The 25,836-nt window shown below is 67.9% G+C and carries 22 protein-coding genes; 17 read left to right on the plus strand and 5 right to left on the minus strand.

What is annotated here, in order from left to right; all coding sequences use genetic code 11:
• Positions 1 to 1,318, minus strand: a 1,318-nt coding sequence (locus tag MSZK_RS13350) for a septum formation family protein (RefSeq protein WP_142389922.1), incomplete at its 3' end; no start/stop codon positions are given.
• 119 nt (positions 1,319 to 1,437) lie between these two features.
• On the opposite strand from MSZK_RS13350, the gene serS reads away from it, so the two are divergent.
• Complete coding sequence (gene serS / locus MSZK_RS13355) at positions 1,438 to 2,691, plus strand: serine--tRNA ligase (RefSeq protein WP_099248539.1); 1,254 nt, start codon at positions 1,438 to 1,440, stop codon at positions 2,689 to 2,691.
• Positions 2,688 to 3,503, plus strand: a complete 816-nt coding sequence (locus MSZK_RS13360; RefSeq protein WP_099248541.1) for a DUF5718 family protein — start codon at positions 2,688 to 2,690, stop codon at positions 3,501 to 3,503. The genes serS and MSZK_RS13360 overlap by 4 nt, the downstream gene beginning before the upstream one ends.
• On the opposite strand, the gene MSZK_RS13365 is transcribed toward MSZK_RS13360, so the two are convergent.
• Complete coding sequence (locus MSZK_RS13365; protein WP_099248613.1) at positions 3,500 to 3,838, minus strand: hypothetical protein; 339 nt, start codon at positions 3,836 to 3,838, stop codon at positions 3,500 to 3,502. The two genes, MSZK_RS13360 and MSZK_RS13365, sit on opposite strands and share 4 nt — an antisense overlap.
• Positions 3,835 to 5,385, minus strand: coding sequence for an MBL fold metallo-hydrolase (locus tag MSZK_RS13370; protein ID WP_099248543.1), 1,551 nt, complete (start codon positions 5,383 to 5,385; stop codon positions 3,835 to 3,837). Before MSZK_RS13370 ends, MSZK_RS13365 begins: the two co-directional genes overlap by 4 nt.
• A gap of 74 nt (positions 5,386 to 5,459) precedes the next feature.
• Here MSZK_RS13370 and MSZK_RS13375 point away from each other — a divergent pair, with 74 nt between their 5' ends.
• Genes MSZK_RS13375 through MSZK_RS13385 form a run of 3 tightly spaced genes read left to right on the plus strand, consistent with a single transcriptional unit; the run spans position 5,460 to position 7,791 of the window.
• Positions 5,460 to 6,227 (plus strand): 1-acyl-sn-glycerol-3-phosphate acyltransferase, encoded by a 768-nt coding sequence (locus MSZK_RS13375; RefSeq protein ID WP_099248545.1) that lies wholly within the window; start codon positions 5,460 to 5,462, stop codon positions 6,225 to 6,227.
• 5 nt (positions 6,228 to 6,232) lie between these two features.
• Positions 6,233 to 6,979 carry a 1-acyl-sn-glycerol-3-phosphate acyltransferase gene (locus tag MSZK_RS13380; RefSeq protein ID WP_099248547.1) on the plus strand — a complete coding sequence of 249 codons (747 nt, stop codon included), beginning with the start codon at positions 6,233 to 6,235 and terminating at the stop codon, positions 6,977 to 6,979.
• Entirely contained in the window at positions 6,979 to 7,791 is an 813-nt protein-coding gene (locus MSZK_RS13385; protein WP_199203318.1) for an HAD family hydrolase, read from the plus strand. The genes MSZK_RS13380 and MSZK_RS13385 overlap by 1 nt, the downstream gene beginning before the upstream one ends.
• A gap of 14 nt (positions 7,792 to 7,805) precedes the next feature.
• Here the strand turns inward: MSZK_RS13385 and MSZK_RS13390 are convergent, their stop codons facing one another.
• Both MSZK_RS13390 and MSZK_RS13395 read right to left on the minus strand, forming a co-directional pair.
• Positions 7,806 to 9,434, minus strand: coding sequence for an N-acetylmuramoyl-L-alanine amidase (locus MSZK_RS13390; protein ID WP_099248549.1), 1,629 nt, complete (start codon positions 9,432 to 9,434; stop codon positions 7,806 to 7,808).
• A gap of 163 nt (positions 9,435 to 9,597) precedes the next feature.
• Complete coding sequence (locus tag MSZK_RS13395) at positions 9,598 to 10,557, minus strand: hypothetical protein (RefSeq protein WP_099248551.1); 960 nt, start codon at positions 10,555 to 10,557, stop codon at positions 9,598 to 9,600.
• Positions 10,558 to 10,803: 246 nt separating this feature from the next.
• Here MSZK_RS13395 and glf point away from each other — a divergent pair, with 246 nt between their 5' ends.
• The 12 genes from glf to MSZK_RS32965 all read left to right on the plus strand — a co-directional run.
• Entirely contained in the window at positions 10,804 to 12,030 is a 1,227-nt protein-coding gene (glf, locus tag MSZK_RS13400; protein WP_099248553.1) for a UDP-galactopyranose mutase, read from the plus strand.
• A complete protein-coding gene (locus tag MSZK_RS13405) occupies positions 12,027 to 13,958 on the plus strand; it encodes a glycosyltransferase (protein ID WP_099248555.1) in 1,932 nt (643 codons plus the stop codon). The genes glf and MSZK_RS13405 overlap by 4 nt, the downstream gene beginning before the upstream one ends.
• Positions 13,951 to 14,502 carry a phosphatase PAP2 family protein gene (locus tag MSZK_RS13410; RefSeq protein ID WP_099248557.1) on the plus strand — a complete coding sequence of 184 codons (552 nt, stop codon included), beginning with the start codon at positions 13,951 to 13,953 and terminating at the stop codon, positions 14,500 to 14,502. The genes MSZK_RS13405 and MSZK_RS13410 overlap by 8 nt, the downstream gene beginning before the upstream one ends.
• A 6-nt stretch (positions 14,503 to 14,508) precedes the next feature.
• Positions 14,509 to 15,423 carry a decaprenyl-phosphate phosphoribosyltransferase gene (locus tag MSZK_RS13415; RefSeq protein WP_099248559.1) on the plus strand — a complete coding sequence of 305 codons (915 nt, stop codon included), beginning with the start codon at positions 14,509 to 14,511 and terminating at the stop codon, positions 15,421 to 15,423.
• 46 nt (positions 15,424 to 15,469) lie between these two features.
• Positions 15,470 to 17,392: a flagellar motor control protein ZomB gene (zomB, locus tag MSZK_RS13420; RefSeq protein WP_099248617.1), complete on the plus strand. Its 1,923-nt coding sequence runs from the start codon at positions 15,470 to 15,472 to the stop codon at positions 17,390 to 17,392.
• Positions 17,393 to 17,547: 155 nt separating this feature from the next.
• Positions 17,548 to 18,531: an alpha/beta hydrolase family protein gene (locus MSZK_RS13425; protein WP_099248561.1), complete on the plus strand. Its 984-nt coding sequence runs from the start codon at positions 17,548 to 17,550 to the stop codon at positions 18,529 to 18,531.
• 116 nt (positions 18,532 to 18,647) lie between these two features.
• Entirely contained in the window at positions 18,648 to 19,655 is a 1,008-nt protein-coding gene (locus MSZK_RS13430; protein WP_099248563.1) for an esterase family protein, read from the plus strand.
• Positions 19,656 to 19,797: 142 nt separating this feature from the next.
• Positions 19,798 to 20,688, plus strand: coding sequence for an alpha/beta hydrolase-fold protein (locus MSZK_RS13435; RefSeq protein WP_099248619.1), 891 nt, complete (start codon positions 19,798 to 19,800; stop codon positions 20,686 to 20,688).
• A gap of 82 nt (positions 20,689 to 20,770) precedes the next feature.
• Entirely contained in the window at positions 20,771 to 21,244 is a 474-nt protein-coding gene (locus tag MSZK_RS13440; protein ID WP_099248565.1) for a DUF732 domain-containing protein, read from the plus strand.
• Between the two features lie 21 nt (positions 21,245 to 21,265).
• Positions 21,266 to 22,285: a cutinase family protein gene (locus tag MSZK_RS13445; RefSeq protein WP_099248567.1), complete on the plus strand. Its 1,020-nt coding sequence runs from the start codon at positions 21,266 to 21,268 to the stop codon at positions 22,283 to 22,285.
• A gap of 246 nt (positions 22,286 to 22,531) precedes the next feature.
• Positions 22,532 to 24,424, plus strand: coding sequence for a long-chain-fatty-acid--AMP ligase FadD32 (gene fadD32, locus MSZK_RS13450; protein ID WP_099248569.1), 1,893 nt, complete (start codon positions 22,532 to 22,534; stop codon positions 24,422 to 24,424).
• A 59-nt stretch (positions 24,425 to 24,483) separates the two neighbouring features.
• Positions 24,484 to 25,836: type I polyketide synthase (locus MSZK_RS32965; RefSeq protein ID WP_304528950.1), on the plus strand; the 1,353-nt coding region annotated here is incomplete at its 3' end.

Consider the following 25,836-nt stretch of genomic DNA (forward strand, 5'->3'; position numbering starts at 1 on the left):
GTGCGTCGGCGGGCGGCGGCGGGGCGGCCGGGACGAACTCGCCGTTGAGGATGTTGCCCGCCGGCGGTGCGCCCGCGGTGGTGGTCGGCGCCGCGGTCGAGGTGGGCGAAGGCGACTGAGTGGCCGGCGCGGTCGACTGCTGTGGCAGGTGCTGGGTGGGCTGCTGCTGGGTCTGGGTGTACTGCGTGCTGTCGCTGGTCGACGGCGAGTACGTGGTGGTCGGCACGGCCGGCAGCAACGGGATCGACGGAAGGTTCAGCCGCTCGGAGGGAATGTCCGGCGGCGGCACCGGCGGCATCCCGTTGATCAGCAGCGCGCCCTTGGCCGGGTTGATCAGTGTCGCCCAGCCCCCGTTGCCCAGCGTGGCGCCGATGCTGCAGGCCACCTGATGGCTGCCCGCGGTCCAGCTCGGCAGTGAGATCGTGCTGTAGATGAGCGTCAGGGTGGTGGAGCGCAGCTGCAGGGGCGCCAGATAGGCGTCGGTCATCCGGGTGCAGGCGTCCTTGATGAACGCGTCCTGGTCGACGTCCGAGGGCAGCCCACCGGAGAACTTCTCGGCCAGGTTCACCGCGCCGGTGACCTCCATGGCGTGCGGCGCGCCGCAATCGACGGGGACGTCGGTCGGTTGGTTGGTGGACGGATCGATGCCCAGGCAGGTGCCGGCCGGCCAGACCTTGGACTGGTCGATCTCGGCCACCCGGCCTTTGAACGCGATCTGCTGGCCGTCCGGACCGGGCAGCTGCAGGCCGCACAACATGCGCCGCTCGCCGTCCTGCTTCCAGGCCTTGTCGCCCGACCACAGCATGCTGATCGTGAACTTGCTGTTGGGATCGAACTTGTCGCCCAGGTAGCGCTCGACGGCCGGCTGGCACTGTTCGAGGCTGATCTGCTGGATCCGCGCGGCCGTCGGCGGCGCGGCGTCGGGTCCGTATTCGGTGCCCGGATAGGTCCGCATGTCCACCGATTCGGCGACCTCGAAGCGATGGTCGTTGGCGCAGTCGACGATGCTGGCCGAGTCCGGGTTCTTGTCCGGCCAGTTCAGGCAGGTTCCGGCCTTGGCCTTCGCGAAGGCCGCGGTGCCCTTGGCCGAGCCCGACAGCGGGTCGGAGCCGGCGTATCCGGTGAGGCGGTTGCCCAGTCCGATCGGCAGGGCGGTGACCACACCGGCGATCAGCAGGGCGCCCAGCGCGGTCAGCAGCAGCGCGCGACGCGTCGAGGTGGCAGCGAACGTGCCCAGGAACGTGCGCCGCGGCGAGCCGGGTTCTTCCAGCTCGGGCGTCACGTCGTCGCGCTCGAATAACTGCAACATCGGCTCCATTGTGGCAGGCGCGCCGAGCCGTGTGACAAGTGATGCAGTTGTAAAGTTATGGGGTTGTGCTGTGCCGATGGCCGGAGGGGCCGGCGCGGCGGACGCGGACAGTGGCTAGGGTTGCGGGCGTGATCGACCTGAAACTGCTGCGCGACGACCCCGATGCGGTACGGCGGTCCCAGCTCAGCCGTGGTGAGGACCCGGGCCTCGTCGACGCCCTGCTGGACGCCGACACCGCGCGCCGGGCGGCGATATCGACCGCCGACTCGCTGCGGGCCGAGCAGAAGGCCGCCAGCAGAATGGTCGGCTCGGCGTCCCCGGAAGACCGGCCCGCCCTGCTGGAGCAGGCCAAAGAACTTGCCGCCCAGGTCAAGTCCGCCGAAGCCGCGCAGACACAGGCCGAGGCGGCGTTCAGTGCCGCGCACCTGGGCATCGGCAACGTGATCATCGATGGCGTCCCGGCCGGTGGTGAGGACGATTTCGTCGTGCTCGACGTGGTGGGCGCGCCGCGCGAGATCGAGGACCCGAAGGATCACCTCGAACTCGGTGAGGCGCTCGGGCTCATCGACATGGAACGCGGCGCGAAGGTGTCGGGCTCGCGGTTCTACTTCCTGACCGGCCGCGGCGCGCTGCTGCAGCTCGGACTGCTGCAGCTGGCGGTGCGGCTGGCGACCGAGAACGGCTTCACCCTGATGATCCCGCCGGTGCTGGTGCGTCCCGAGGTGATGGCAGGCACCGGATTCCTCGGCGCCCACTCCGACGAGATCTACCATCTCGCCGACGACGATCTTTATCTGGTGGGCACCTCGGAGGTCCCGCTGGCCGGCTACCACGCCGACGAGATCCTCGACCTGTCGGGCGGGCCGCTGCGCTACGCCGGCTGGTCGTCGTGCTTCCGGCGTGAGGCCGGCAGCTACGGCAAGGACACCCGCGGCATCATCCGGGTGCATCAGTTCGACAAGGTGGAGGCCTTCGTCTACTGCCGGCCGGAAGAAGCCGAGGCCGAACACCAGCGGCTACTGGGCTGGCAGCGCCAGATGCTCGAGCTGATCGACGTGCCGTACCGGGTGATCGACGTGGCCGCGGGTGATCTCGGAAGCTCGGCGGCGCGCAAGTTCGACTGCGAGGCATGGGTTCCCACCCAGCGGGCCTACCGGGAGCTGACCTCGACGTCGAACTGCACCACGTTCCAGGCGCGTCGGCTGGCCACCCGCTATCGCGACGAGAACGGCAAGCCGCAGGTCGCGGCCACCCTCAACGGCACCCTGGCCACCACCCGGTGGCTGGTCGCGATCCTGGAAAACCATCAACAGCCCGACGGCAGCGTGCGTGTTCCCGCCGCCCTGGTGCCCTACGTGGGGACGGAGGTCCTGCAACCGTGATCGAACTCGACCTCGATGAGGTCAAAAGCTGGTTCGGCTTCGGCGTCGCCGGAAATTTCGCCGGCCATCTCGAACAAGCCGGTGAGGCAGTCGATTTCGTCAACGTCGCCAGCGAGGGTGTCGCGCCCAAGGGCATCTTCCCCTGGTACGCGCCCGGCAATGACAGCTTCCTGGGGGAGTTCCCGCTCTCGCACGACGCGCTGATGGTGCCGGCGGCGAGCGAGGCGGACGGACCGCTGAACCTGCAGATCGAGCCCGAGGTCGGGTTGGCGTGCGATGTGGTGTGGGACGGCGACACCGTAGTCACGCTGCGGCCGTTCGCGCTCGGCGCGTTCAACGACTGCTCGATCCGCCGGCCCAACGCGCCCAAGATCAGCTACAAGAAGAACTGGGGTCCGGCCTCCAAAGGCGTTGCGCACCAGTTCTTCGACATCAGCGATCTCACCCCGGACGGCCCGACCGCGACGCTGCGGCTGCTGTGCCACCTGCGGACCGCCGACGGCGTGCATCACGAGTACGGAGTGGACAGCCCGCTGCTGGGCTACTCGTACTACGGCGAGGTGCTGTTGGACTGGATCGTCGAGCGGCTGGCCAACCAGAAGGGATCGCCGGACACCCCGCTGGAGGACGTCGGTGCGCTGATGGTGGCTTCCGGTAGGCCGCAGCGAGTGCTGATCGGTATCGGCGCGACGCGCTACACCGAACTGGGCGAGTCCACCTATCTGCAGCCTGGTGACGAAGCCATCGTGCGGGTGTACGACACCGCCAGCGACGCGGCATCCGAACTGCGCCAACTGGTCTGGCAGCCCTAGCCCTCGAGCAATTCATCGAGCACCGCCAGGAACTCGCGCGGCTTGACCGGGGTGAACGCCGGGCTCGGATGGGTTCCGGGCACGTCCAGGGTGACCAGGGTCGACTTGACCGGACGATAGATGTCCAGCGGCAGCCAGCGCCGCAGATCCGAACTGCCCCAGAGCCGAAAGCGCTGCATCCACAGGCCCAGCGGCTCCGCTTTGTAGCCCTTGATCGCCGTCAGTGGGATCACCTTCGCGGTGCCCGACGGAAAGTGGTAGCGCCGCAACGTCAATGCGAAACGGTCCAGTTGTACCAGGCCGTCGTCATAGAACTGCTGCGGCGGCGCCGTCATGGCCGGGAGCACCGCAATTCGTGGCCCTTGGTCGTCAGGCAGCGGCCGTTCTCCAGGTTCCACTGCCAGCCGTGCAGGTTGCACGTCAGCGTCGACCCTTCCACCACACCGAATTTCGACAGGTCCGCCTTCAGGTGCGGGCAGCGTCGCTGGATCGTCCAGCCGTCCAGGGTGATGTCGGAGGTGTCGTCGTGCGCCTCGGCGAACCAGCCGTCGGCGTAGGCGATCCGCTCGTCGGTCAGGCACTTGAAGAAGGTGTACAGGTACTCGTTGTAGCCACCGACCCGCCAGGCCCGGAACCGGGTGGACAGGAAGATGGTGTTGACCCAGTCCGGCTCGTCGTCACGCAGCACGGTGCGCACCAGCTCGGGGGCGATCTCGAATCCGTAGCGGAACTTCTCGTCGGCAACCGGTTCTCGCACCGCGCGTTTGGGGAAGTCCAGCACGACGGTCTCCGGGCCGAGCCGCAGCTCCACGGGATAGCCGATGCCGTCGCAGATCTGGTCGCTCTGCAGCATGATCGGTTCGAACTTGGCGCGCAGCGGCTCCAGCAGCGACTCGCCGGTCGCCGGCGCCCAGCTTGCCTTCTCGGCGGCCAGCACCGGTGCCATCCGCTCGGCGTAGTCGGCGATGTAGTCGGCCTTGCCGGTGGTGAAGATGGCCTCGACGTCGGCGGTGGGGAGCGGGTGCTGCAGTGAATCCAGTTGTGGCCCGGTGAATTCGGCCACCGAGCCGGGGATCATCAGCAGACCGCCGTGATGTCCGTTGATTCGCATCTGCTCCAGGAAGACCATCTGGTCGGGGAAGATGTTGGCCGGGTCGCCGTGGTCGTCGTTGAGGTCGCGCAGCGCGGGATCGAGGAAGCACGGCGGCCCTGCCGACGGGATCACCCAGGTGGCGCCGACATCGGCGATGTACTGCCGGCAGCGGTCCATTCCGCGCTGGCGCTTCTGGGTACCGAACGACTGCTTGGCCCGGTCGGGCATGTCGTAGACCATCGGGTACCAGATTGCGCCCGAGTACTGCAGCATGTGCACGTCGATGTGGCCGAACGCGTCGGCCAGCACGTCCACCGCCAGCGGTCGCGAGTCGTTCATGTTGAACACGGTGGTGGTGCCGTCGGAGACGATCAGTCCGGAGTCGCCGATGGGGCCGTCGGCCGGTGCGCGCAGCGCGACGATCATCACGTCCAGGTCGCCCTTGGGGCCGCTGAGGCGATGTTTGACCGAGTCGGCGGTCTCGAAGAACCGGTGGAAGCCCACCTTCTCGAGTTCACGCCGCAGGTCGGGCACCGGGAAGTCCGGCAGCAGCACGACCGCGTCCTTGTTGACATGCTCGGTGAGCAGCTTCGGGTCGAAGTGGTCTTTGTGCAGGTGTGAGACGTAGAGGTAGTCGCAGTCGCCCAGGGCGGCCCAGTCCAGTCCGCTGTTGTCGGGGAAGACGAACCACGAACCGAAATACGCGGGGTTCAGCCACGGGTCGCACAAGATGCTTCCCGCCTGGGTATCGATCCGAAAACCGGCGTGGCCGATGCTGGTGACCTGCACAAATCCCCTTCCGCGTGCTCGCTGCACCCGCCACGAGCTTAGCTGCCATCGGTTCGCGAGCTAGGCTGACCGCTGTGGAACCGGTATACGGGACTGTCATCCAGCTCGCCCGCCTCGTCTGGCGCGTCCAGGGGCTGAAGTTCACCGTGACCGGGGTGGAGAACCTGCCCGCCACCGGTGGCGCGGTGATCGCGATCAACCACACCAGCTATTTCGACTTCACGTTCGCCGGTCTGCCCGCCTACCTGCAAGGCCATGGCCGCAAGGTGCGGTTCATGGCCAAGCAGGAAGTCTTCGACGCCAAGGTCACCGGCCCCATCATGCGCAGCCTGCGGCACATCCCGGTGGATCGGGACAGCGGCGCTGCCTCCTTCGACGCGGCCTGTCTGGCCTTGAAGGCCGGCGAGCTCGTGGGGGTGTATCCCGAGGCGACGATCAGCCGCAGCTTCGAGCTCAAGGGGTTCAAATCCGGCGCCGCGCGAATGGCGATCGCGGCTGACGTGCCGATCATCCCGCACATCGTCTGGGGCGCCCAGCGGATCTGGACCAAGGGCCACCCGCGCAAGATGTGGCGACCCAGGGTCCCCATCTCGATCGCGGTGGGCGAGCCCATCGCACCGACCCTGCCCGCCACTGAGCTGACCGCCCTGCTGCACTCGCGGATGCAGCATCTTCTCGAGCAGGTGCAGGACCAGTACGGACCGTACCCCGCGGGCGAGTTCTGGGTGCCGCACCGGCTCGGCGGAGGTGCGCCCACCCTGGCGCAGGCCGCGGAGATGGAAGCGGCGGAGGCGGCCGAGAAGGCGGCCAGACGGGCGCAACGACCGGGTCCGCCGGGGTAGCCGACGTGGAGCCTGTTTTCCGCACCCTGGAGATCGTCGCCTCGATCGTGGTCAGGGCGGCGGGGACCAAGATCACGTTCGAGGGCCTGGACAACCTTCCCGCGAGCGGCGGGGCCGTGGTCGCGATCAATCACACCAGCTATGTCGACTTTCTGCCTGCCGCGCTGGGCACCCGGCGGCGCAGACGTCGGGTGCGCTTCATGATCAAGGCCGAGATGCAGGATGTCCGGGTGGTGAACTTCCTGATCCGGCACACGGGGACGATCCCGGTGAACCGTCAGGCCGGCGCGCAGGCCTACGCCGAAGCGGTTCGCCAGCTCAAAGCCGGTGAGCTGGTCGGGGTGTATCCCGAAGCGACCATCAGCCGCGCCTTCGTCCTGAAGGATTTCAAGAGCGGGGCGGCTCGCATGGCGCTGGAGGCGCAGGTCCCGATCGTTCCCTGCATCGTCTGGGGGGCGCACCGGGTGTGGACGAAGGATCATCCAAAACAGCTGCGCCGCAGCAAGATTCCTTTCACCGTGCGGTTCGGTCGGCCACTGCCGCCGGCTGGGACACCCGCGGTCCTCAAATCGGCGCTGCGCGAGCAGATGGGCGCGATCCTGCGCGAGGTACAGCTGGCCTATCCGCATCCGCCCGGCGCGCACTGGGTGCCGGCGTCGCTCGGCGGCGGTGCGCCGACCCTGGAAGACGCCAAGCGGCTGGACGAGGCCGAACTCGCCGAACGTGCTCGCCGGGCCCGGGAGCACCACTGATGCTGCCCGCTCTGATCGCCACCGACGTGGACGGCACGTTGCTCGACGACGACGAGCGCATCACGCCGCGGACCCGCCAGGCGGTGCTGGCCGCCGTGGACTCGGGGGTGCAGTTCGTCCTGGCGACCGGCCGCCCGCCGCGCTGGGTGCCGCCGGTGGTCGAGGCGCTCGGGTTCGCGCCGATGGCGGTGTGCGCCAACGGCGCGGTGATCTACGACGCGGCTGCGGACCGCATCATCTCCGCCCGCACCCTGCCGGTCGACGTGCTGACCGAGCTCGCCGAGATCGCCGGCCGAGTGATCCCGGGTGCCGGCCTGGCCGTCGAGCGCGTCGGGCGCAGCGCGCACGACTCGGCGACGCCGCAGTTCGTCAGCTCGCCCGGCTACGAGCACGCGTGGCTCAACCCGGACAACACCGAGGTGTCGATGGAGGATCTGCTGAGTGCGCCCGCGGTGAAACTTCTGATCCGCAAGGCCGGTGCGCGCAGTTCGGACATGGCTGCTGTGTTGGCCAAACACATTGGTGTCCAAGGTGATATCACCTATTCCACCAACAACGGCCTGATCGAGATCAATCCGATCGGAACCAGCAAGGCCACCGGCGTCGACGAGATCGCCCGGCCACTGGAGATCACCGCCGAGGACGTGGTGGCGTTCGGCGACATGCCCAACGACGTCCCGATGTTGCGCTGGGCCGGCCATGGTGTGGCAATGGGTAATGCCCACCCCGAGGCGGTCGCGGCTGCCAACGAGGTGACCACCGCCAACACCGATGACGGGTTGGCCCGGGTGCTGGAACGGTGGTGGCTCTAGGGCCGAATCGGCGTCTAGCTGACCGGATTTGAGATCCGGCTGAACCGCTCCAGCTGGACGGGTGGGCCGTCGGCGGGCGGTGGCGGCATCACGAGTGTCAGCGCGTCGACCACCCGCAGGACGTTGTGGGTCTGCCGGTCGAAGTTCAGCGTGCCGTGCTGGAAGTTCTGCACGATCCACTCCGGTTCCTGGATCTCCCCGCTGGTCGGCAGGCCCAGCGCGCCGCGCTCGTAGCCCAGCGATGCCCATGCCTCGTAGATCGCGCCGGTCAGCGGTTGCGCGTCGCTGGCGGGCGACCAGTAGATCGCGCCGTGTTCGAACGTGACGTACCGGGCGTCGCCGTCGGCCGAGGCCTCCGGGGACGTCGGCTCGCCGAGCGGTCCGTCCTTGCCGCCCATGGCTTCCCACTTGGCGAAGATCGCACCGCCGCGCAGCGAGTCGACGAGGTCCGGTGGCCGGTTGAATCGTGCGGCGATGTCCCTGATCTGACCGAGTGCGGCGTAGCCGGCATTGCCGGGACACTCGGTGTTGCCGACGTCGCGGTGCGCGAAGATCGTCGGCAGCGTGGGGGTGGTCCCGCCGGCGAAGAAGGTGTACTCGCCGCCTGCCGAACGCAACATGACCGTCCCCAGCGGGTTGACCCGGTCCAGGCCCAGTCGCCAGCCGAGCAACCGGCCGACCGTGCGGATCGTGATATCGGTGGGCGGGACGGTCTCGAAGTCGCCGATCATCGCGACACCCCACACATCGGTGTTGAATCCCCCGGTGTGCGAGCCGAGTACGTCTTTGGTGATACCGCCTGCACGTCCTTCGAACACCTGGCCGTACTTGTCCACCAGGGCGTTGTAGGCGATGTCGCACCAACCCAGGGTGCGGGTGTGGTAGGCGTAGATCGACCGGACGATGGCCGCGGAGTCCTCGGGTGCGTAGTCATTGCTGCCCGCGGTGTGGTGGACCACGGCGGCGCGAATACCGTTGCCGTAGGTGGTGTTTCCGCAGCGCATGTGGTCGTCGGCGCCCCACTGCGCGCGGCTGATGATGTTCGGCGGCTGACCGGGTCCCAGGGCAGCGGTGGGTGGGGTCCACTGTGAGTCGACGGGTGCTTTCGGCGGGGTGATGAGCACGGCCGAGATGTTCTGCGCGAAGGGCTGTTCGGCGGTGGCGGGGACGTAGCCGAGTTCTTTACCCGCGTCGAGCCCGGTGTCGGGTGCAGCGGTGGTGACCGGGGCGTTGGGCGGCCGGGTCACCGCGATCTGCACGTCGGTGGTGGTGCCGACGAACACCGGGTCGGTGCCGCGGGGCCCGCCGTGCTGGCTGTCGTCGGCGTTGGACTCAAGTGTCTCGGCCTTGTACCAGGGACCCCAGCTGCCGTCGGGCCGCTTCGCGCGCACCCGGGCCGACGTTCCGGTGAGGTCGCTTCCGGTCAGCGCCACCATCGAGAACGGTGTCGACTGGCTGATCTCGCGGACGGTCTCACCGCCGCCCAGCCCGGTCAGCGGTTGCTGGGTCAGCACGGTGTCCGCGGCGCTGGTCGAGTCTTTGTGCTCGCTGCCGGGTACTCCGGTGACGGCCCACGGCAAGATGACGACGGTCGCCGCGATTGCGGTGAACACGATCGACGGCGCGGGTCGACGGGACAGCACAAGGCGATGTTACGTATGAGCTCTCTGATACCAGTGTTTCGACACGGACCAGTGGGAAGAAAGTGATTGCTGAGACCTGCAACGGCACCGCAGGGGCCTCTCCGGGTTCACTGACCTAGCGGCCCTGACCCACCCTGCGGTGCCGTTCCGACACAGGTCTTGGTTAACCCGCCGGGGCTGCCGCTGCCGGTGGGGTAGCGGCGGCCGCCGTGGAGGCGCCTTGGATCGCCTGGGTGATCGACGGCATAACTACACCTTTGAGCAGGTCGATGGCCTGACCGACGCCGAGCTGATTGGCGGCGCTGCTCAGGTCGCTGATGATCCCGCCGGAGGCCGCCGGTGCGGCAGGCATGGCCAGCGAGGGATCCCCGAGGATCGGGTAGGTCCCGGCCACCGGTCCCAGCGGGGCGCTGATCGGCTGCTCGTTGGGCAAGCCGAGGCCGGTCGCCGAGGGGCTGGTCAGCCCGGGAGCGGTCAGCGACGGAGTGCCTGCGCCGAGCTGCGGCGTGGTCAGCGCCGGGTTGGTCAGCCCCGGATCGGTGAGCGACGCCGACGCCGACGGCACCGTGGCCCCCGGGGTCGTCAGTCCGGGGGTGGTGAGCCCCGGCGTGGACAGGCTGGGTGTCGTCAGGCCCGGTGTGCTGACACTCGGGGTGGTGAGACCAGGTGTGGTCAGGCCGGGCGTGGTGAGACCGGGCGTGGTCAAACCGGGCGTGGTGAGACCGGGTGTGGTCAGGCTCGGGGTGGTGAGACCGGGCGTGGTCAGGCTCGGCGTGGTCAGGCCCGGCGTGGTGAGGCCGGGCGTGGTCAGACCCGGAGCGGTCAGGCTCGGCGTGGTCAGCGTCGGACCGGCCTGCGCGGGCTGGGCACCTGCCGGGCTCAGGCCCGTCGGCAGCGGCGGCAGGTTGATCCCGAACTGCGACAGGCCCTGCTGCAGCGCGGACATCAATTCGTTCGGCAGGTCGGTCACCACCGCCGCGCGGACGAACTCGCGGTGCTCGGGTGCCTTCTGGTCGGGGGTGGTCAGCTCGATCACGCCAATAGCGGCAACAGGACTTGCGACGGCCAAGGCGGCGACTGCGCTCATGGCTGTCGAGAGCTTGCGTCGACGTCGGTTCGGCACGGAAGTCTCCTCAATATCTAGACAACGCTTCGTGTCTGAACTACTTCGCGGTCTCGATCACCGGCCGTGCGCCGACGCCGAAACCAACGTGTTTGATGGTACGGCTGGGACTGCTGGGTCTAGAGTGACGATGCGGAATCGTGAGCCAATTGCGACCTTGATTCGTTACGAGCCCACTTGATTTCCCGCTGGCGCACGGGCTTGCGATGCGGGTCACACGGCCGTCGTCCGATAACCTAGGCGCCGATGAGCTCTTCACCTTCCCGGGTCGCGTCAGGCTCCTTCGACCTGATCGTCGTCGGCTCCGGCTTCTTCGGCCTGACCATCGCCGAGCGGGCGGCCAGCCAGCTCGGCAAGCGCGTTCTGGTAGTCGAACGCCGGTCACACATCGGCGGCAATGCCTACTCCGAGCCGGAGCCGCAGACCGGCATCGAGATCCACCGCTACGGCGCCCACTTGTTCCACACCTCCAACACGAAGGTCTGGGACTACGTCCGGCAGTTCACCGACTTCACCGGATACCAGCACCGGGTCTTCGCGATGCACAACGGCCAGGCCTACCAGTTCCCGATGGGGCTGGGCTTGGTGGCGCAGTTCTTCGGCAAGTACTTCACCCCCGACGAGGCTCGCCGGCTGATCCAAGAGCAGGCCGCGGAGTTCGCGACCGACGAGGCCGCCAACCTCGAGGAGAAGGCCATCTCCCTGATCGGTCGCCCGCTCTACGAGGCGTTCGTCAAGGGCTACACCGCCAAGCAGTGGCAGACCGACCCCGCCGAACTGCCGGCGGCCGTCATCAACCGCCTGCCGGTGCGCTACACCTTCGACAACCGCTACTTCAACGACACCTACGAGGGTCTGCCGGTCGAGGGCTATACCGCGTGGCTGAAGAACATGGCCGCCGACGACCGCATCGAGGTCCGGCTGGACACCGACTGGTTCGACGTCCGCGACGCGGTGCGCGCCGAGAACCCGGATGCCCCGGTCGTGTACACCGGCCCGCTGGACCGCTATTTCGACTACGCCGAGGGCCGACTGGGCTGGCGCACCCTCGACTTCGAGGTCGAGGTTTTGAGCGATTGCGGGGACTTTCAAGGCACGCCCGTCATGAACTACAACGACATCGACGTGCCGTACACCCGCATCCACGAGTTTCGCCACTTCCATCCCGAGCGCGACTACCCGACCGACAAGACCGTGATCATGCGCGAGTACTCGCGGTTCGCCGACGACGACGACGAGCCGTACTACCCGATCAACACCGAAACCGACCGCGCCCTGCTGACCGCCTATCGGGCCCGGGCCCGGCAGGAAACGGCCGCCGCGAAGGTCCTCTTCGGCGGCAGGCTGGGCACCTACCAATACCTGGACATGCACATGGCGATCGCCAGCGCGCTCAACATGTACGACAACGTCCTGGCGCCGCACCTGCGGGACGGGGCGCCGCTGACCGTGACCGAAAGCAGCACAGAATGAGCGAGATTCCGTCCGGTCCCATCGCGGCCGGCGAAAGCAAGGCCGTCAGCCTCCTGGCCCGGATCATTCTTCCGCGGCCGGGCGAACCGCTGGACGTGCGCAAGCTCTACATCGAAGAGTCCGACACCAACGCCCGCCGGGCGCACGCACCCACCCGCACCACGCTGGAGATCGGCGCCGAGTCCGAAGTGTCGTTCGCGACATACTTCAACGCGTTCCCGGCCAGCTACTGGCGGCGCTGGTCGACGCTGGAGTCGGTGGTGCTGCGCGTCGAACTGACCGGCTCCGCGCGCGTCGACGTCTATCGGTCCAAGGCGACCGGCGCCCGCATCACGGTCGGCGGCGCCGAGGTCAGCAGCCCGGACGCCACCACGCCGACGTCCGCCGAGTTCGAGATCGGCCTGGAGCCATTCGAAGACGGCGGCTGGATCTGGTTCGACATCACCACCGACAGCAAGGTCACCCTGCACAAGGCGGCCTGGTATGCGGCCGTGCCCGCCCCGGGCCGGGCCAACATCACGGTGGGCATCCCGACGTTCAACCGCCCCGCCGACTGCGTCAACGCCCTACGGGCGCTGACCGCGGATCCGTTGGTGGACGAGGTGATCGGCGCGGTGATCGTCACCGACCAGGGCACCAACAAGTCCACCGCACACCCCGACTTCCCGGCGGCTGCCGAGCGGCTCGGCGACCGGCTCTTCGTGTATCACCAACCCAATCTCGGCGGGTCCGGCGGCTACAGCCGGGTGATGTACGAGGCGCTGAAGAACACCGACTGCGAACAGATCCTGTTCATGGACGACGACATTCGCATCGAGCCGGATTCGATCCTGCGGGCCCTGGCGCTCAACCGGTTCGCCAAGTCGCCCACCCTGATCGGCGGCCAGATGCTCAACCTGCAGGAGCCGTCGCACCTGCACGTGATGGGCGAGGTGGTGGACCGGGCCGACTTCATGTGGACCAACGCGCCACACACCGCCTACGACCACGACTTCGCGAAATACCCGCTGGCCGACGACGACGAGCGCAGCCTGGCGCTGCACCGGCGCATCGACGTCGACTACAACGGCTGGTGGATGTGCATGATCCCGCGGCAGGTCGCCGAGGAGCTGGGCCAGCCCTTGCCGCTGTTCATCAAATGGGACGACGCCGACTACGGCCTGCGCGCCGGCGAACACGGGTACGGCACGGTCACCATGCCCGGCACCGCGATCTGGCACATGGCGTGGAGCGACAAGGACGACGCGATCGACTGGCAGGCCTACTTCCACCTGCGTAACCGGCTGGTGGTCTCGGCACTGCACTGGGACGGACCCATCAGCGGGCTGCTCGCCAGCTCGCTCAAGGCCACCTTCAAACACCTTCTCTGCCTTGAATATTCGACTGTCGCCATTCAGAACCGGGCGATCGCGGACTTCCTGGCCGGGCCCGAGCACATCTTCTCCATCCTGGAGTCCGCGCTGCCGGAGATCCGCAAGATGCGCGAGCAGTATCCGGACGCGATCACCCTTGCGGGCGCCACCTCGCTGCCCAAGGCCAGCGGCCGGACCAAGGTGCACAAGCCGCCGGTCTCGTTACCCGCCATCGGTTTTCGGCTTACCCGTGGTGTGCTGCACCAGCTCCGCAAGGAGAACCCGGCACACCACGAGCGGCCTCAGCTCAACGTCCCCACCCAGGACGCCCGCTGGTTCTTGTTGTGCAAGGTCGACGGGGTCACGGTGACCACTGCCGACGGCCGCGGGGTGGTCTACCGCCAGCGGGACCGGGCCAAGATGTTCGCGTTGCTGCGCGCCTCGCTGCGCCAGCACGTCGCGCTGGCCCGCAAGTACAACCGCATGCGCCGCGTCTACCGCAAGGCGCTGCCGGTGCTGTCCAGCAAGGAGAAGTGGGAGACCGTGCTGCTCGAGAACTCGTCCACCCATGCCTGAGCCCGCGGTGCCGGAGCCGGTTGCCCCGCCCGCCAGCGGTGAAGTCGCCGCCCTGGTCGCCGTCCAGTCCGCGCTGGGCAAGCCCGCGGTGATCGAGGTGGCCCGGGCGATGTCGCATTTCGGCGAGCACGCCCAGGGTTGGGTGGCGATCTCGGCACTCGGTGCGCTGGCGATGCCCAAGCGCCGCCGCGACTGGGCACTGGTGGGTATCGGCGCAGTGGCGGCGCACGCGGCCGCGATCGCGATCAAGCTGGTGGTCCGCCGTAAGCGGCCCAGCCACCCGGCGATCGCGGTCAATGTCGGCACGCCCAGTGCGCTGAGCTTTCCGTCTGCCCACGCCACGTCCACCACTGCCGCGGCTATGCTGCTGAGCCGGGCCACCCGCTCGCGGCTGCCGCTGATCGTGGTGCCCGCGATGGCGGTGTCCCGGCTGGTGCTCGGGGTGCATTACCCCACCGACGTGCTTGCCGGGGCGGCGGTCGGCGCCGCGGTCGCGTCGACGGTCGGCTGTTTCGCCTCACCGCAGGAGGAGACGCGGAAGTGAGCGCCCATGAGTGAGGAAGCACCGCCGGTCGCCGGGCCGACGGGCAACGTGGTCACCGGGCTCATCAAGGCGATTCGCCCCCGTCAGTGGGTCAAGAACCTGCTGGTGCTGCTCGCCCCGATCGCCGCACTCGGCGGCGAGGTGACCTATGACTACGACCAGGTCGCGATCAAGATCCTGATCGCGTTCGCCGCGTTCTCACTGGCCGCCTCGTGCATCTATCTGGTGAACGACTCGCGCGACGTCGAGGCCGACCGTCAGCATCCGACCAAACGCTTCCGCCCGATCGCCGCGGGTGTGGTCCCGGAGTGGCTGGCCTACACCGTGGCCGTCGTCCTCGGTATCGGCGCGCTCGCGCTCTCGCTGCTGGCCTCGGTCAATCTGCTGATCGTCATCGCCGTCTACATCGCCATGCAGCTGGCGTACTGCTTCGGGCTCAAACACCAAGCGGTGCTGGACATCTGCATCGTGTCGTCGGCGTACCTGATCCGGGCCATCGCAGGCGGGGCGGCGGCCGGCATCCCGCTGTCGCAGTGGTTCCTGCTTGTGATGACCTTCGGCTCGCTGTTCATGGTGGCCGGAAAGCGTTATGCCGAACTGCAACTCGCCGAACGCACCGGCGCCAAGATCCGCAAGTCGCTGGAGAGCTACACGGCTTCCTATCTGCGGTTCGTCTGGACGGTGGCGGCCACCGCGATGGTGGTCTGCTACAGCCTGTGGGCCTTCGAGCGGGACGGCGCGAACGCGTCGTGGTACGCGGTCACGATCATCCCCATCACCATCGCGATCCTGCGCTACGCCGTCGACGTCGACGGTGGACTGGCCGGCGAACCCGAGGACATCGCGCTGAAGGATCGGGTGCTGCAGCTGTTGTTGCTGGCGTGGATCGGGACCATCGGTGCAGCAATCGCCTTCAGTTGAGGTACTGACACCGCAATCCGACGCGGCCGACGCCGGCGGCGTGACGATGCCGTGGGCGCGGGCGTTCCCGCTGCGGCCGCTGGCCCGGGTCAGCCTCGGAGTCGGTGTCGTGGTGATCTGCGTGTTGTGGTTCTGGGGGGCGTGGCAACGGCGCTGGATCGCCGACGACGGCCTGATCGTGCTGCGGACCGTACGAAATCTGCTGGCCGGCAACGGGCCGGTGTTCAACGCCGGCGAGCGGGTGGAGTCCAACACCTCCACGATGTGGACGTTTCTGACCTACTTCGGTGGTCTCGTCGGTGGCCCGGTGCGGCTGGAGTACGTCGCGCTGACGCTGGCGCTGACGCTGTCCGTGGCGGGCGTGCTGTTCGTCATGCTCGGAACCGGCCGGCTCTTCGCGCCTGCGCTGCAGGGGCGCCGCGCGCTGCTTCTGCCGGCCGGTGCGCTGGTGTACATCGCGATTCCGCCCGCGCGTGACTTCGCCACCTCCGGTCTGGAGAACGGCCTGGTGCTCGCCTGGCTGGGCCTGCTGTGGTGGATGATGGTGGCCTGGTCCCAGCATCCCCGCCTGGAGCGCGGCGGCCCGGTATTCACCGCGGCGCTGGCCTTCGTCGCCGGCCTGAGCGTGCTGGTCCGCCCCGAGCTCGCGCTGATCGGCGGGCTGGCGTTGGTGATGATGCTGGTGGCCGCCCGTGGGTGGGCCGCCCGGGTACTCATCGTGGTGGCCGGTGGTCTGCTTCCGGTCGGCTATCAGATCTTCCGAATGGGTTACTACGGCTTGCTTTTCCCGCAGACCGCGTTGGCCAAGGACGCGTCCGGCGACAAGTGGAGCCAGGGGCTGATCTATCTGGCCAACTTCAACCGGCCCTACGCGCTGTGGTTGGCGGCACTGCTGCTGATCGCGCTCGGCGCGGTCGTGGTGGCGGCCCGCCCGCGGGGTGTCGCCCCCGCCGCGCGGTGGCGGGATCGTATCCAAAGCCCCACCGCCGTCGTGGTTTTCATGCTCGTCAGCGGTCTGCTGCAGGGCCTGTACTGGATCCGTCAGGGCGGCGACTTCATGCACGGGCGGGTTTTGCTGACACCGGTGTTCTGCTTGCTGGCGCCGATCGCGGTGATTCCGGTCGTGCTGCCCGACAGCATCGCCTCGGCCCGCGACCGCGGCGTCGTGCTGGCCGGCGCGACCGCCGCACTGTGGTGCGGAGTCGTCGGCTGGTCGGTCTGGGCGGCGAATTCGCCGGGGATGGGCGCCGACGCCACCCGGGTCACCTATTCGGGCATCGTCGACGAGCGGCGGTTCTACTCCCAGGCCACCGGGCACGCCCACCCGTTGACTGCTGCCGACTACCTGGACTATCCGCGGATGCGCGCGGTGCTGACCGCGATCAACAACACCCCCGACGGTGCGCTACTGCTGCCGTCGGGCAACTACGACCAGTGGGACGTGGTGCCCGCCTACCCGCCGCCGCCACCCCCGCAGGGTGTCTCGATGGACAGCTGGCGTCGCCAAATAGCTCCTCACACAGTGTTTTTCACCAACCTTGGCATGCTCGGCATGAATGTCGGGCTGAACGTCCGGGTGATCGACCAGATCGGCCTGGCCAACCCGATCGCCGCGCACACCGCGCGTCTGGACGACGGCCGGATCGGTCATGACAAGAACCTGTTCCCGGACTGGGCGGTTGCCGAGGGCCCCTGGCTCAAGGAGCACCCCTATGTTCCGCCCTACCTCGACGAGGGCTGGATCAAGGAGGCCGAGGTGGCCTTGGGCTGCCCGCAGACCGATGCGATGCTGAACTCGATCCGGGGTCCGCTGGGCATCCGCCGGTTCGTCTCGAATGTGCTGCATGCGCTGGAATTCACCCGCTATCGCATCGATCGGGTGCCCGCCTACGAGTTGGCCCGCTGCGGTCTGGATGAGCCTCCGCTGCCGGGAACCCCGTACACTGGCTTACCGGCCACGGGTCCCTAGCCCTCGGGGGAGTGTTAGCTAGCTGGGCCCCGGCCGGTAACGCTGCGGTCAGATCGCGGCGATACACAGGTCAAGTGTGAGATCGCTTGGCACGACCAATGTCAGTGCTGACAGCTGGTTGAGCCGTGCGAGTGAACGAATGAGTTGAGCTACCGATGGTTCGAGCGTTGAGAGCCTCCCTCACCGCTGCCCTGCTGCTGGTCACGCTGACGGCGATGGTCGGCGTGACCCCGAGCGCGCATGCGTTCTCGCGGGAGGGGCTGCCGGTGGAGTACCTCGACGTCTATTCGCCGTCGATGAGCCGCAACATCCGCGTGCAGTTCCAGGGTGGTGGAGCCGCTGGGCCGGCGACATCAGGCACCAGCGCCAAGGCCGTCTATCTGCTGGACGGCCTGCGCGCCCAGGACGACTACAGCGGCTGGGACATCAACACCCCGGCGTTCGAATGGTTCTACGACACCGGCGTTTCGGTGGTGATGCCGGTCGGCGGGCAGTCCAGCTTCTACAGCGACTGGTATTCGCCGTCGAGCTTCAACAAGCAGTCCTACACCTACAAATGGGAGACCTTCCTCACCAGCGAGCTGCCGCAGTGGCTGGCCGCCAACAAGCAGGTCTCGCAGACCGGCAACGGCGTGGTCGGATTGTCGATGTCCGGTGGCGCGGCATTGATCCTGTCGGCCTACCACCCCGCGCAGTTCGTGTACGCGGCGTCGCTGTCGGGCTTCCTCAACCCCTCGGCGCTGTTCATGCAGCAGGCCATCCGGGTGGCGATGCTCGACGCCGGTGGCTACAACGTCGACAACATGTGGGGCGCCCCGTGGGACCCGGCGTGGAAGCGCAACGACCCGGTGGTGCAGGCCGCCACGATCGCCCGAAACGGCACCCGGCTGTGGATCTACTGCGCACCCGGCGGTCAGACCGAGCTGGACACCGGGTCCGACCCCGGCCAGGCGCTCAGCGCCACCAGCCTGGAGTCGATGGCAGTGGCGAGCAACCGAGCTTTCCAAGCCGCCTACACCGCGGCCGGAGGCACCAACGCAACCTTCGATTTCCCGCCGTCCGGCAACCATTCGTGGCCGTACTGGGGAGCGCAGTTGGCGGCCCTGAAACCCGACCTCATCGCCACAATCAACCGGTGAGAGGGCGGTCACGAGCACATCACAGAAGAGGAACGATCACGCCACTTGTGGTTGACTACCAGGGCACGGCTGCGTGGATCGCATGCGGTGCGGCCCCCAAAAAAGGATGGAAATAAATGAAGTTCGTTGAGAAGTTGCGCGGCGTTTGGTTGCGCCGGCTGACGGTAGCCGCCGCGGCTGCCGCCGTGCTGCCGGGCCTGATCGGCGTCGTCGGCGGCTCCGCAACGGCGGGAGCATTCTCCAAGCCGGGCCTCCCGGTCGAATACCTCGATGTGCCCTCCGCAGGGATGGGACGCAACATCCGCATCCAGTTCCAAAGCGGTGGCCCGGACTCTCCGGCGGTCTATCTGCTGGACGGTCTGCGCGCTCAGGATGATTTCAACGGTTGGGACATCAACACCCCGGCCTTCGAGTGGTACTACAACTCCGGCCTGTCGGTGATCATGCCCGTCGGTGGCCAGTCCAGCTTCTACTCCGATTGGTACAAGCCGGCGTGCGGCAAGAACGGTTGCCAGACCTACAAGTGGGAGACTTTCCTGACCCAGGAGCTGCCCGCCTGGTTGTCGGCCAACCGTCAGGTCAAGCCGACCGGCAGCGCCGCGGTCGGTCTGTCGATGGCCGGTTCGGCCGCGCTGACCCTGGCCATCTGGCATCCCGAGCAGTTCCCGTACGCCGCGTCGCTGTCCGGGTTCCTCAACCTCTCCGAGGGCTGGTGGCCCATGCTGGTGAACCTGTCGATGGGTGATGCCGGTGGCTTCAAGGCCAACGACATGTGGGGTCCGACCGAAGACCCGAACAGCGCCTGGAAGCGCAACGACCCGATGGTCAACATCCAGACGCTGATCGACAACAACACCCGCATCTGGATCTACTGCGGTGACGGCAAGCCGTCCGACCTGGACGCCGGCACCAGCAGCGGCAACCTGTTCAACGCGAAGTTCCTGGAGAGCTTCACCCTGCGGACCAACAAGACGTTCCGCGACACCTACCTGGCCAAGGGTGGCACCAACGGGGTGTTCAACTTCCCCGCCAACGGCACCCACCAGTGGAACTACTGGGGTCAGCAGCTGCAGCAGATGAAGCCTGACATCCAGCGCGTGCTCGGCGCCACGCCGACCGCCTGATCGCAGCAGTCGACAACGACCAACGGCGACGACCTTCGGGTCGTCGCCGTTGGCGTATCCGAACCATCGGCGGAAGCGGTGTGATTCACTACCTTGCAGGTGGGGCGGGGCTACACACGTGACGAGTCGACTTGAGGTGACCATGAAGAGTCTGTCAAGCCTGTTCCGGGGTGTCTGCGCCACAGTGCTGGCGCTTGGCCTGTGGGGCGCCACCGCACCCGCCGGCCACGCCGCCGACGTCGAATATCTGATGGTGCCGTCGCCGGCGATGGGCCGCGACATCCCGGTGGCCTTCCTGGCCGGCGGCCCGCACGCCGTGGTGCTGCTCGACGCCTACAACGCCGGCGAGGGCGTCAGCAACTGGGTGACCGCGGGCAACGCGATGAACACCCTCGCAGGCAAGGGCATCTCGGTGGTCGCCCCGGCCAGCGGTGCGTTCACCCTCTACACCAACTGGGAGGCCGACGGCACCCGGCAGTGGGAGACCTTCCTGTCCGACGAGCTGCCGAACTGGCTGGCCGCCAACAAGGGGCTGGCGCCCGGCGGCCACGCGATCGTCGGCGCGGCGCAGGGCGGCACCGGTGCGCTGATGGAGGCCACCTTCCACCCCGACCGCTATCGCTATGCCGGGTCGATGTCGGGCATCCTGACCCCTTCACGGACGTTCGAGAACGGTGCGATCACCGCAGGTATGAACGAGTTCGGCGGGGTGAACACCCAGGCCATGTGGGGGGCCGCCCAGCTGGGCCGGTGGAAGTGGCACGACCCCGACGTGCACGCCCAGCTGCTGGTGGACAACAACACCCGGCTGTGGATCTTCAGCCCCCAGACGCTGACCTGCAGCGACGTGCCGGCCATGATCGGCTACTGCGATCAGGCCCAGGGCAGCAACCGGACGTTCTACGCGCACTACCGTTCGCTGGGCGGGCGCAACGGTCACTTCGACTTCCCGGCCGGCGGAAACCACGACTGGGGCAACTGGTCGGCGCAGCTCGCGGCGATGGCGGGCGACGTCGCGGCGGCTATCAAATAGGTCACAACTGCGGGTGAACTGTTAACTTTCCGCAATCTTTCGGAGCTCTGGGACACGTAGGGGCAGCCGGTACCGTGGAGGCGTGCAGCGCTCGGACAGTGTGGTCAGAAGACACGCGCTGCTGCTCGTCGGCCTGGTCTCCCCGGTCGCGCTCCTGACGGTCGCGTGCAGCTCTGGTGAGGATCTGGTGACCACGGCCGCGCCGGCCGCCGAGCAGACCTATGGGGCTGTGCACGGCCAGGGGGTCCTGCTCGGAGACGCCGATCAGTCCACCAAGCTGAATGTCACGCCGACGCAGCGGGGATTCCTCGATGCGCTCACCGCCGCGGGGGTGCACCCCTCGAGTGAGCTGGAAGCATTGAGCATCGGGTCCCACGTCTGCCAGGCTCACGCGGCCGGTCAGAGCGATCAGGCAGTCTGGGACTACATCGCTCCCATGGTGCGCAGCGACGTCACCGACTCGGGGTCGTCGACCACGCCGGCGAAGGCCCCCGAGCGGCAGGTGACCGAGGCCACCGCCGATTACATCCGGATCGCTACCCAGCGGCTCTGTTAACAGGAAGACAACGCACCTTCCATGGCTCGAAACACCCGGACTACCGCCCGGCGTCGACGTCACCGCATTCTCGCCTTGATCGCCGCGGGTGCGATGGCCGTCGTCGTGGCGCTCGTCGTCGCCATCATCGTCATCGTCGTGCGGCGACCGGAATCGCCGCCCTCGGCTGTGCCGCCGACCGCGCTGCCGCCGACCAGCACGCCCGGTACCACCAAACCGCGCCCGGAGTTTCAGGACGCCAGCTGTCCGGACGTCCAGATGATCGCGATCCCCGGCACCTGGGAGTCGTCGCCGACGGATGATCCGCTGAACCCGGTCCAGTTCCCGCTGTCGTTGATCGGCAACGTGACCCGGCCGCTGGCCGCGCAGTTCGGCAGCGACCGGGTGCAGGTGTACACCGTGCCCTACACCGCGCAGTTCCGTAACCCGCTGTCCGCGGACAAGCAGATGTCCTACAACGACAGCCGCGCCGAGGGCACCCGGGCGGCGGTCAAGGCGATCACCGACATGAACGAGCGCTGCCCGCTGACCAGCTACGTGCTGGCCGGCTTCTCTCAGGGTGCGGTGATCGCCGGCGATATCGCCAGCGACATCGGCAACGGGCGCGGCCCGGTGGACGAGGATCTGGTCCTCGGTGTGACGCTGATCGCCGACGGTCGCCGCCAGGAGGGCGTCGGGCAGGACATCGGCCCCAATCCGCCCGGCGAGGGCGCCGAGATCACGTTGCACGAACTTCCCGCGCTCTCGGCGATGGGGCTGACCATGACCGGTGAGCGGCCGGGCGGATTCGGCGCGCTGAACAACCGCACCAACGAGATCTGCGGGGCAGGCGATCTGATCTGTGCGGCCCCCCAGCAGGCGTTCAACATCACCAACCTGCCGACCACGCTCGACGTGCTGGCCGGTGGCGCCGGGCAGCCGGTGCATGCGCTGTACAACACGCCGCAGTTCTGGAACCTCGACGGCCAAACGGCCACGCAGTGGACACTGAATTGGGCGCGTGACCTCATCGAGAACGCGCCGCACCCGAAACACGGATGACGTGGGAGCTTCGGCGACCGACGATTTGGCCGCCGCCGCGACTACGCCTAACATTAAGGAAAAAATAAGAGCTGCGAGTGTCAGCGGCACCCCGAGCCGACCGAGCCTCTAGGTCCCAGATGGGACCGGGCCGGCTCTGTACGATCTGTGAGGTTTGGGGCCCGCGACGCAGGGCGACCGGTGGCGCGATGTCATGCGCGGCCGCCGCAGGGCCCGACATAGATGTGTTTCTGACAGGAGATTGGTATGCCGTTCCACAACCCGTTCATCAAGAACGGCCTGATCACCTTCCCCGAGGGCGCCAGTGTGGTCAAGCACGTGGAGCGCTGGGCCAAGGTCCGGGGGGACAAGACCGCCTACCGTTTCCTGGATTTCTCGGTCGAACGCGACGGGGTTGCGCGCGAACTGACCTGGGCCGACTTCGGCACCCGTAACCGTGCGGTCGCCGCCCGGCTGCAGCAGGTGACCCAGCCCGGCGACCGGGTCGCCATCCTGTGCCCGCAGAACCTCGAATACCTGATCGCCTTCTTCGGCACGATGTACTCCGGCCGGATCGCCGTCCCGCTGTTCGACCCCTCCGAGCCCGGCCACGTGGGCCGCCTGCACGCCGTGCTGGACGACTGCGGGGCCTCGGCGATCCTCACCACCACCGACGCCGCCGAAGGGGTCCGCAAGTTCTTCCGCAGCCGCCCGGCCAAGGAACGTCCCCGCGTGATCGCCGTGGACGCGATCCCCGACGAGGTGGGGTCGACCTGGGAGATCTTCGACGCCGTCGACGAGAACACCATCGCCTACCTGCAGTACACCTCCGGGTCCACCCGGATCCCCAGCGGTGTGCAGATCACCCACCTGAACCTGGCCACCAACGTGGTGCAGGTGATCGAGGCGCTCGAGGGCGAGGAAGGCGACCGGGGCGTGTCCTGGTTGCCGTTCTTCCACGACATGGGTCTGGTCACCGCGCTGCTGCCGTCGTTGATCGGTCACTACTTCACGTTCATGACGCCGGCCGCGTTCGTGCGCAGGCCCGGCCGCTGGATCCGCGAGCTGGCCTACCGCGAGGGTGACACCGGCGGCACCATCTCGGTGGCGCCCAACTTCGCCTTCGATCACGCCGCCGCCCGCGGTGTGCCCAAGGACGACGAAGAGCCGCTGGATCTGTCCCACGTCAAGGCGATCCTCAACGGCAGCGAGCCGATCTCGGCCGCCACCGTGGCGCGCTTCAACGATGCGTTCCGGCCGTTCGGCTTCCAGCCCAAGGCCATCAAGCCGTCCTACGGCCTGGCCGAAGCCACCCTGTTCGTGTCGACCACTCCGGCGTCCGAAGAGCCCAAGATCGTCGCGGTCGATCGCGACGAGCTCAACAGCGGCCGGTTCGTGGTGGTTCCCGACGACTCGCCGAAGGCCGTCGCGCAGGCCTCTGCGGGCAAGATCGGCGTCGCCGAATGGGCGGTGATCGTCGACCATGAGGCGGCCTCGGAGCTTCCCGACGGGCAGATCGGCGAGATCTGGATCAGCGGGCAGAACATGGGCACCGGCTACTGGAACAAGCCTGACGAGACAGTCGCCACGTTCCAGAACACCCTCAAGTCGCGGACCAGCCCGTCGCATGCCGAGGGTGCGGCCGATGACGCGACGTGGGTGCGCACCGGCGACCTCGGCGCGTTCTACGACGGCGACCTGTACATCACCGGGCGAGTCAAGGACCTGGTGATCATCGACGGCCGTAACCACTACCCGCAGGACCTGGAGTATTCCGCTCAGGAAGCCACCAAGGCCGTGCGGACCGGCTTCGTCGCCGCCTTCTCGGTGCCGGCCAACCAGCTGCCCGACGAGGTGTTCGACAACGCCCACGCCGGGCTCAAGCGCGATGCCGACGACAGCTCCGAGCAGCTGGTCATCGTCGCCGAGCGCGCTCCGGGCTCGCACAAGATGGAGCTGGGTCCGATCTCCGACGATATCCGCGCCGCCATCGCGGTGCGGCACGGCGTGACGGTGCGCGACGTGCTGCTCACCCCGGCGGGCGCGATCCCTCGTACCTCCAGCGGCAAGATCGGCCGGCGGGCGTGCCGCGCGGCCTACCTGGACGGCACCCTGCGCAGCGGGAAGGTGGCCAATGCCTTCCCTGATGAAGCGGAATGACGACCGAAGGAAGTTCGCGGACGAAGGGGTGGCTGCCCCTTCGCACGAGGTGAGGCCTCATGTCTGAATCACACACGCCCGAAGCGCCCGATACTCCCGACGAGATCACGCTCGCCTCTTCGGCGGCGGAACTGGCCCCCGCCCGCACCGACATGACGGTGCCGGAGATGCGCGAATGGCTGCGCAACTGGGTGGCCAACGCAACCGGGCAGGCGCCCGATGCGATCGACGAGTCCACCCCGATGGTCGAACTGGGCCTTTCGTCGCGGGACGCGGTGGCGATGGCCAGCGACATCGAAGACCTCACCGGCGTCACGCTGACCGCGACGGTGGCCTTCCGGCATCCGACGATCGAGTCGCTGGCCACTGTGATCATCGAAGGCGAACCCGAGCTGGAGTTCGACGACGAGGGCGAGGACTGGTCGCGCGCGGCCGATGTCGAGGACATCGCGATCGTGGGTGTGGCGACCCGCTTCCCCGGTGACATGAACACCCCCGCGCAGATGTGGCAGGCGCTGCTGGAGGGCCGCGACGCGATCACCGACCTGCCCGAGGGTCGCTGGTCGGAGTTCCTGGCCGAACCCCGCATCGCCGAGCGGGTGGCCAAGGCCGCCACCCGCGGCGGATACCTGTCCGACATCAAGGGTTTCGACGCCGAGTTCTTCGCGCTGTCGAAGATGGAAGCCGACAACATCGACCCGCAGCAGCGGATGGCGCTGGAGCTCACCTGGGAAGCGCTGGAGAACGCCCGCATTCCCGCCTCCAGCCTGCGCGGCACCGACGTCGGCGTCTACATCGGAGCCTCCAACAACGACTACCAGTTCCTGGCGGTGGCCGATCCGACGACCGCCCACCCGTACGCGATCACCGGCACCACCAGTTCGATCATCGCCAACCGGGTGTCGTACTTCTACGACTTCCGTGGCCCGTCCATGGCGATCGACACCGCGTGCTCGAGCTCACTGGTCGCCGCCCACCAGGGCGTGCAGGCCCTGCGGTCCGGCGAGGCCGACGTGGCGGTGGTCGGCGGCGTCAACGCGATGATCACCCCGCTGGTGACGATCGGCTTCGACGAAGTCGGCGGGGTGCTCGCGCCCGACGGCCGGATCAAGTCGTTTTCCTCTGACGCCAACGGTTATTCGCGCTCGGAGGGCGGCGGCATGCTGGTGCTCAAGCGGCTGAGCGACGCCCGCCGCGACGGTGACGAGATCCTGGCCGTCATCGCGGGCAGCGCGATCAACCACGACGGCCGGTCCAACGGCATGCTCGCCCCCAACCCGGACGCGCAGGCCGAGGTGCTGCGCAAGGCCTACAAAGACGCCGGTATCAACCCGCGCAGCGTCGATTACATCGAGGCGCACGGCACCGGCACCATTCTGGGCGACCCGATGGAGGCCGACGCGCTGGGGCGC

This window comes from Mycobacterium sp. shizuoka-1 (assembly GCF_002723835.1).
Classification (GTDB): Bacteria; Actinomycetota; Actinomycetes; order Mycobacteriales; family Mycobacteriaceae; genus Mycobacterium.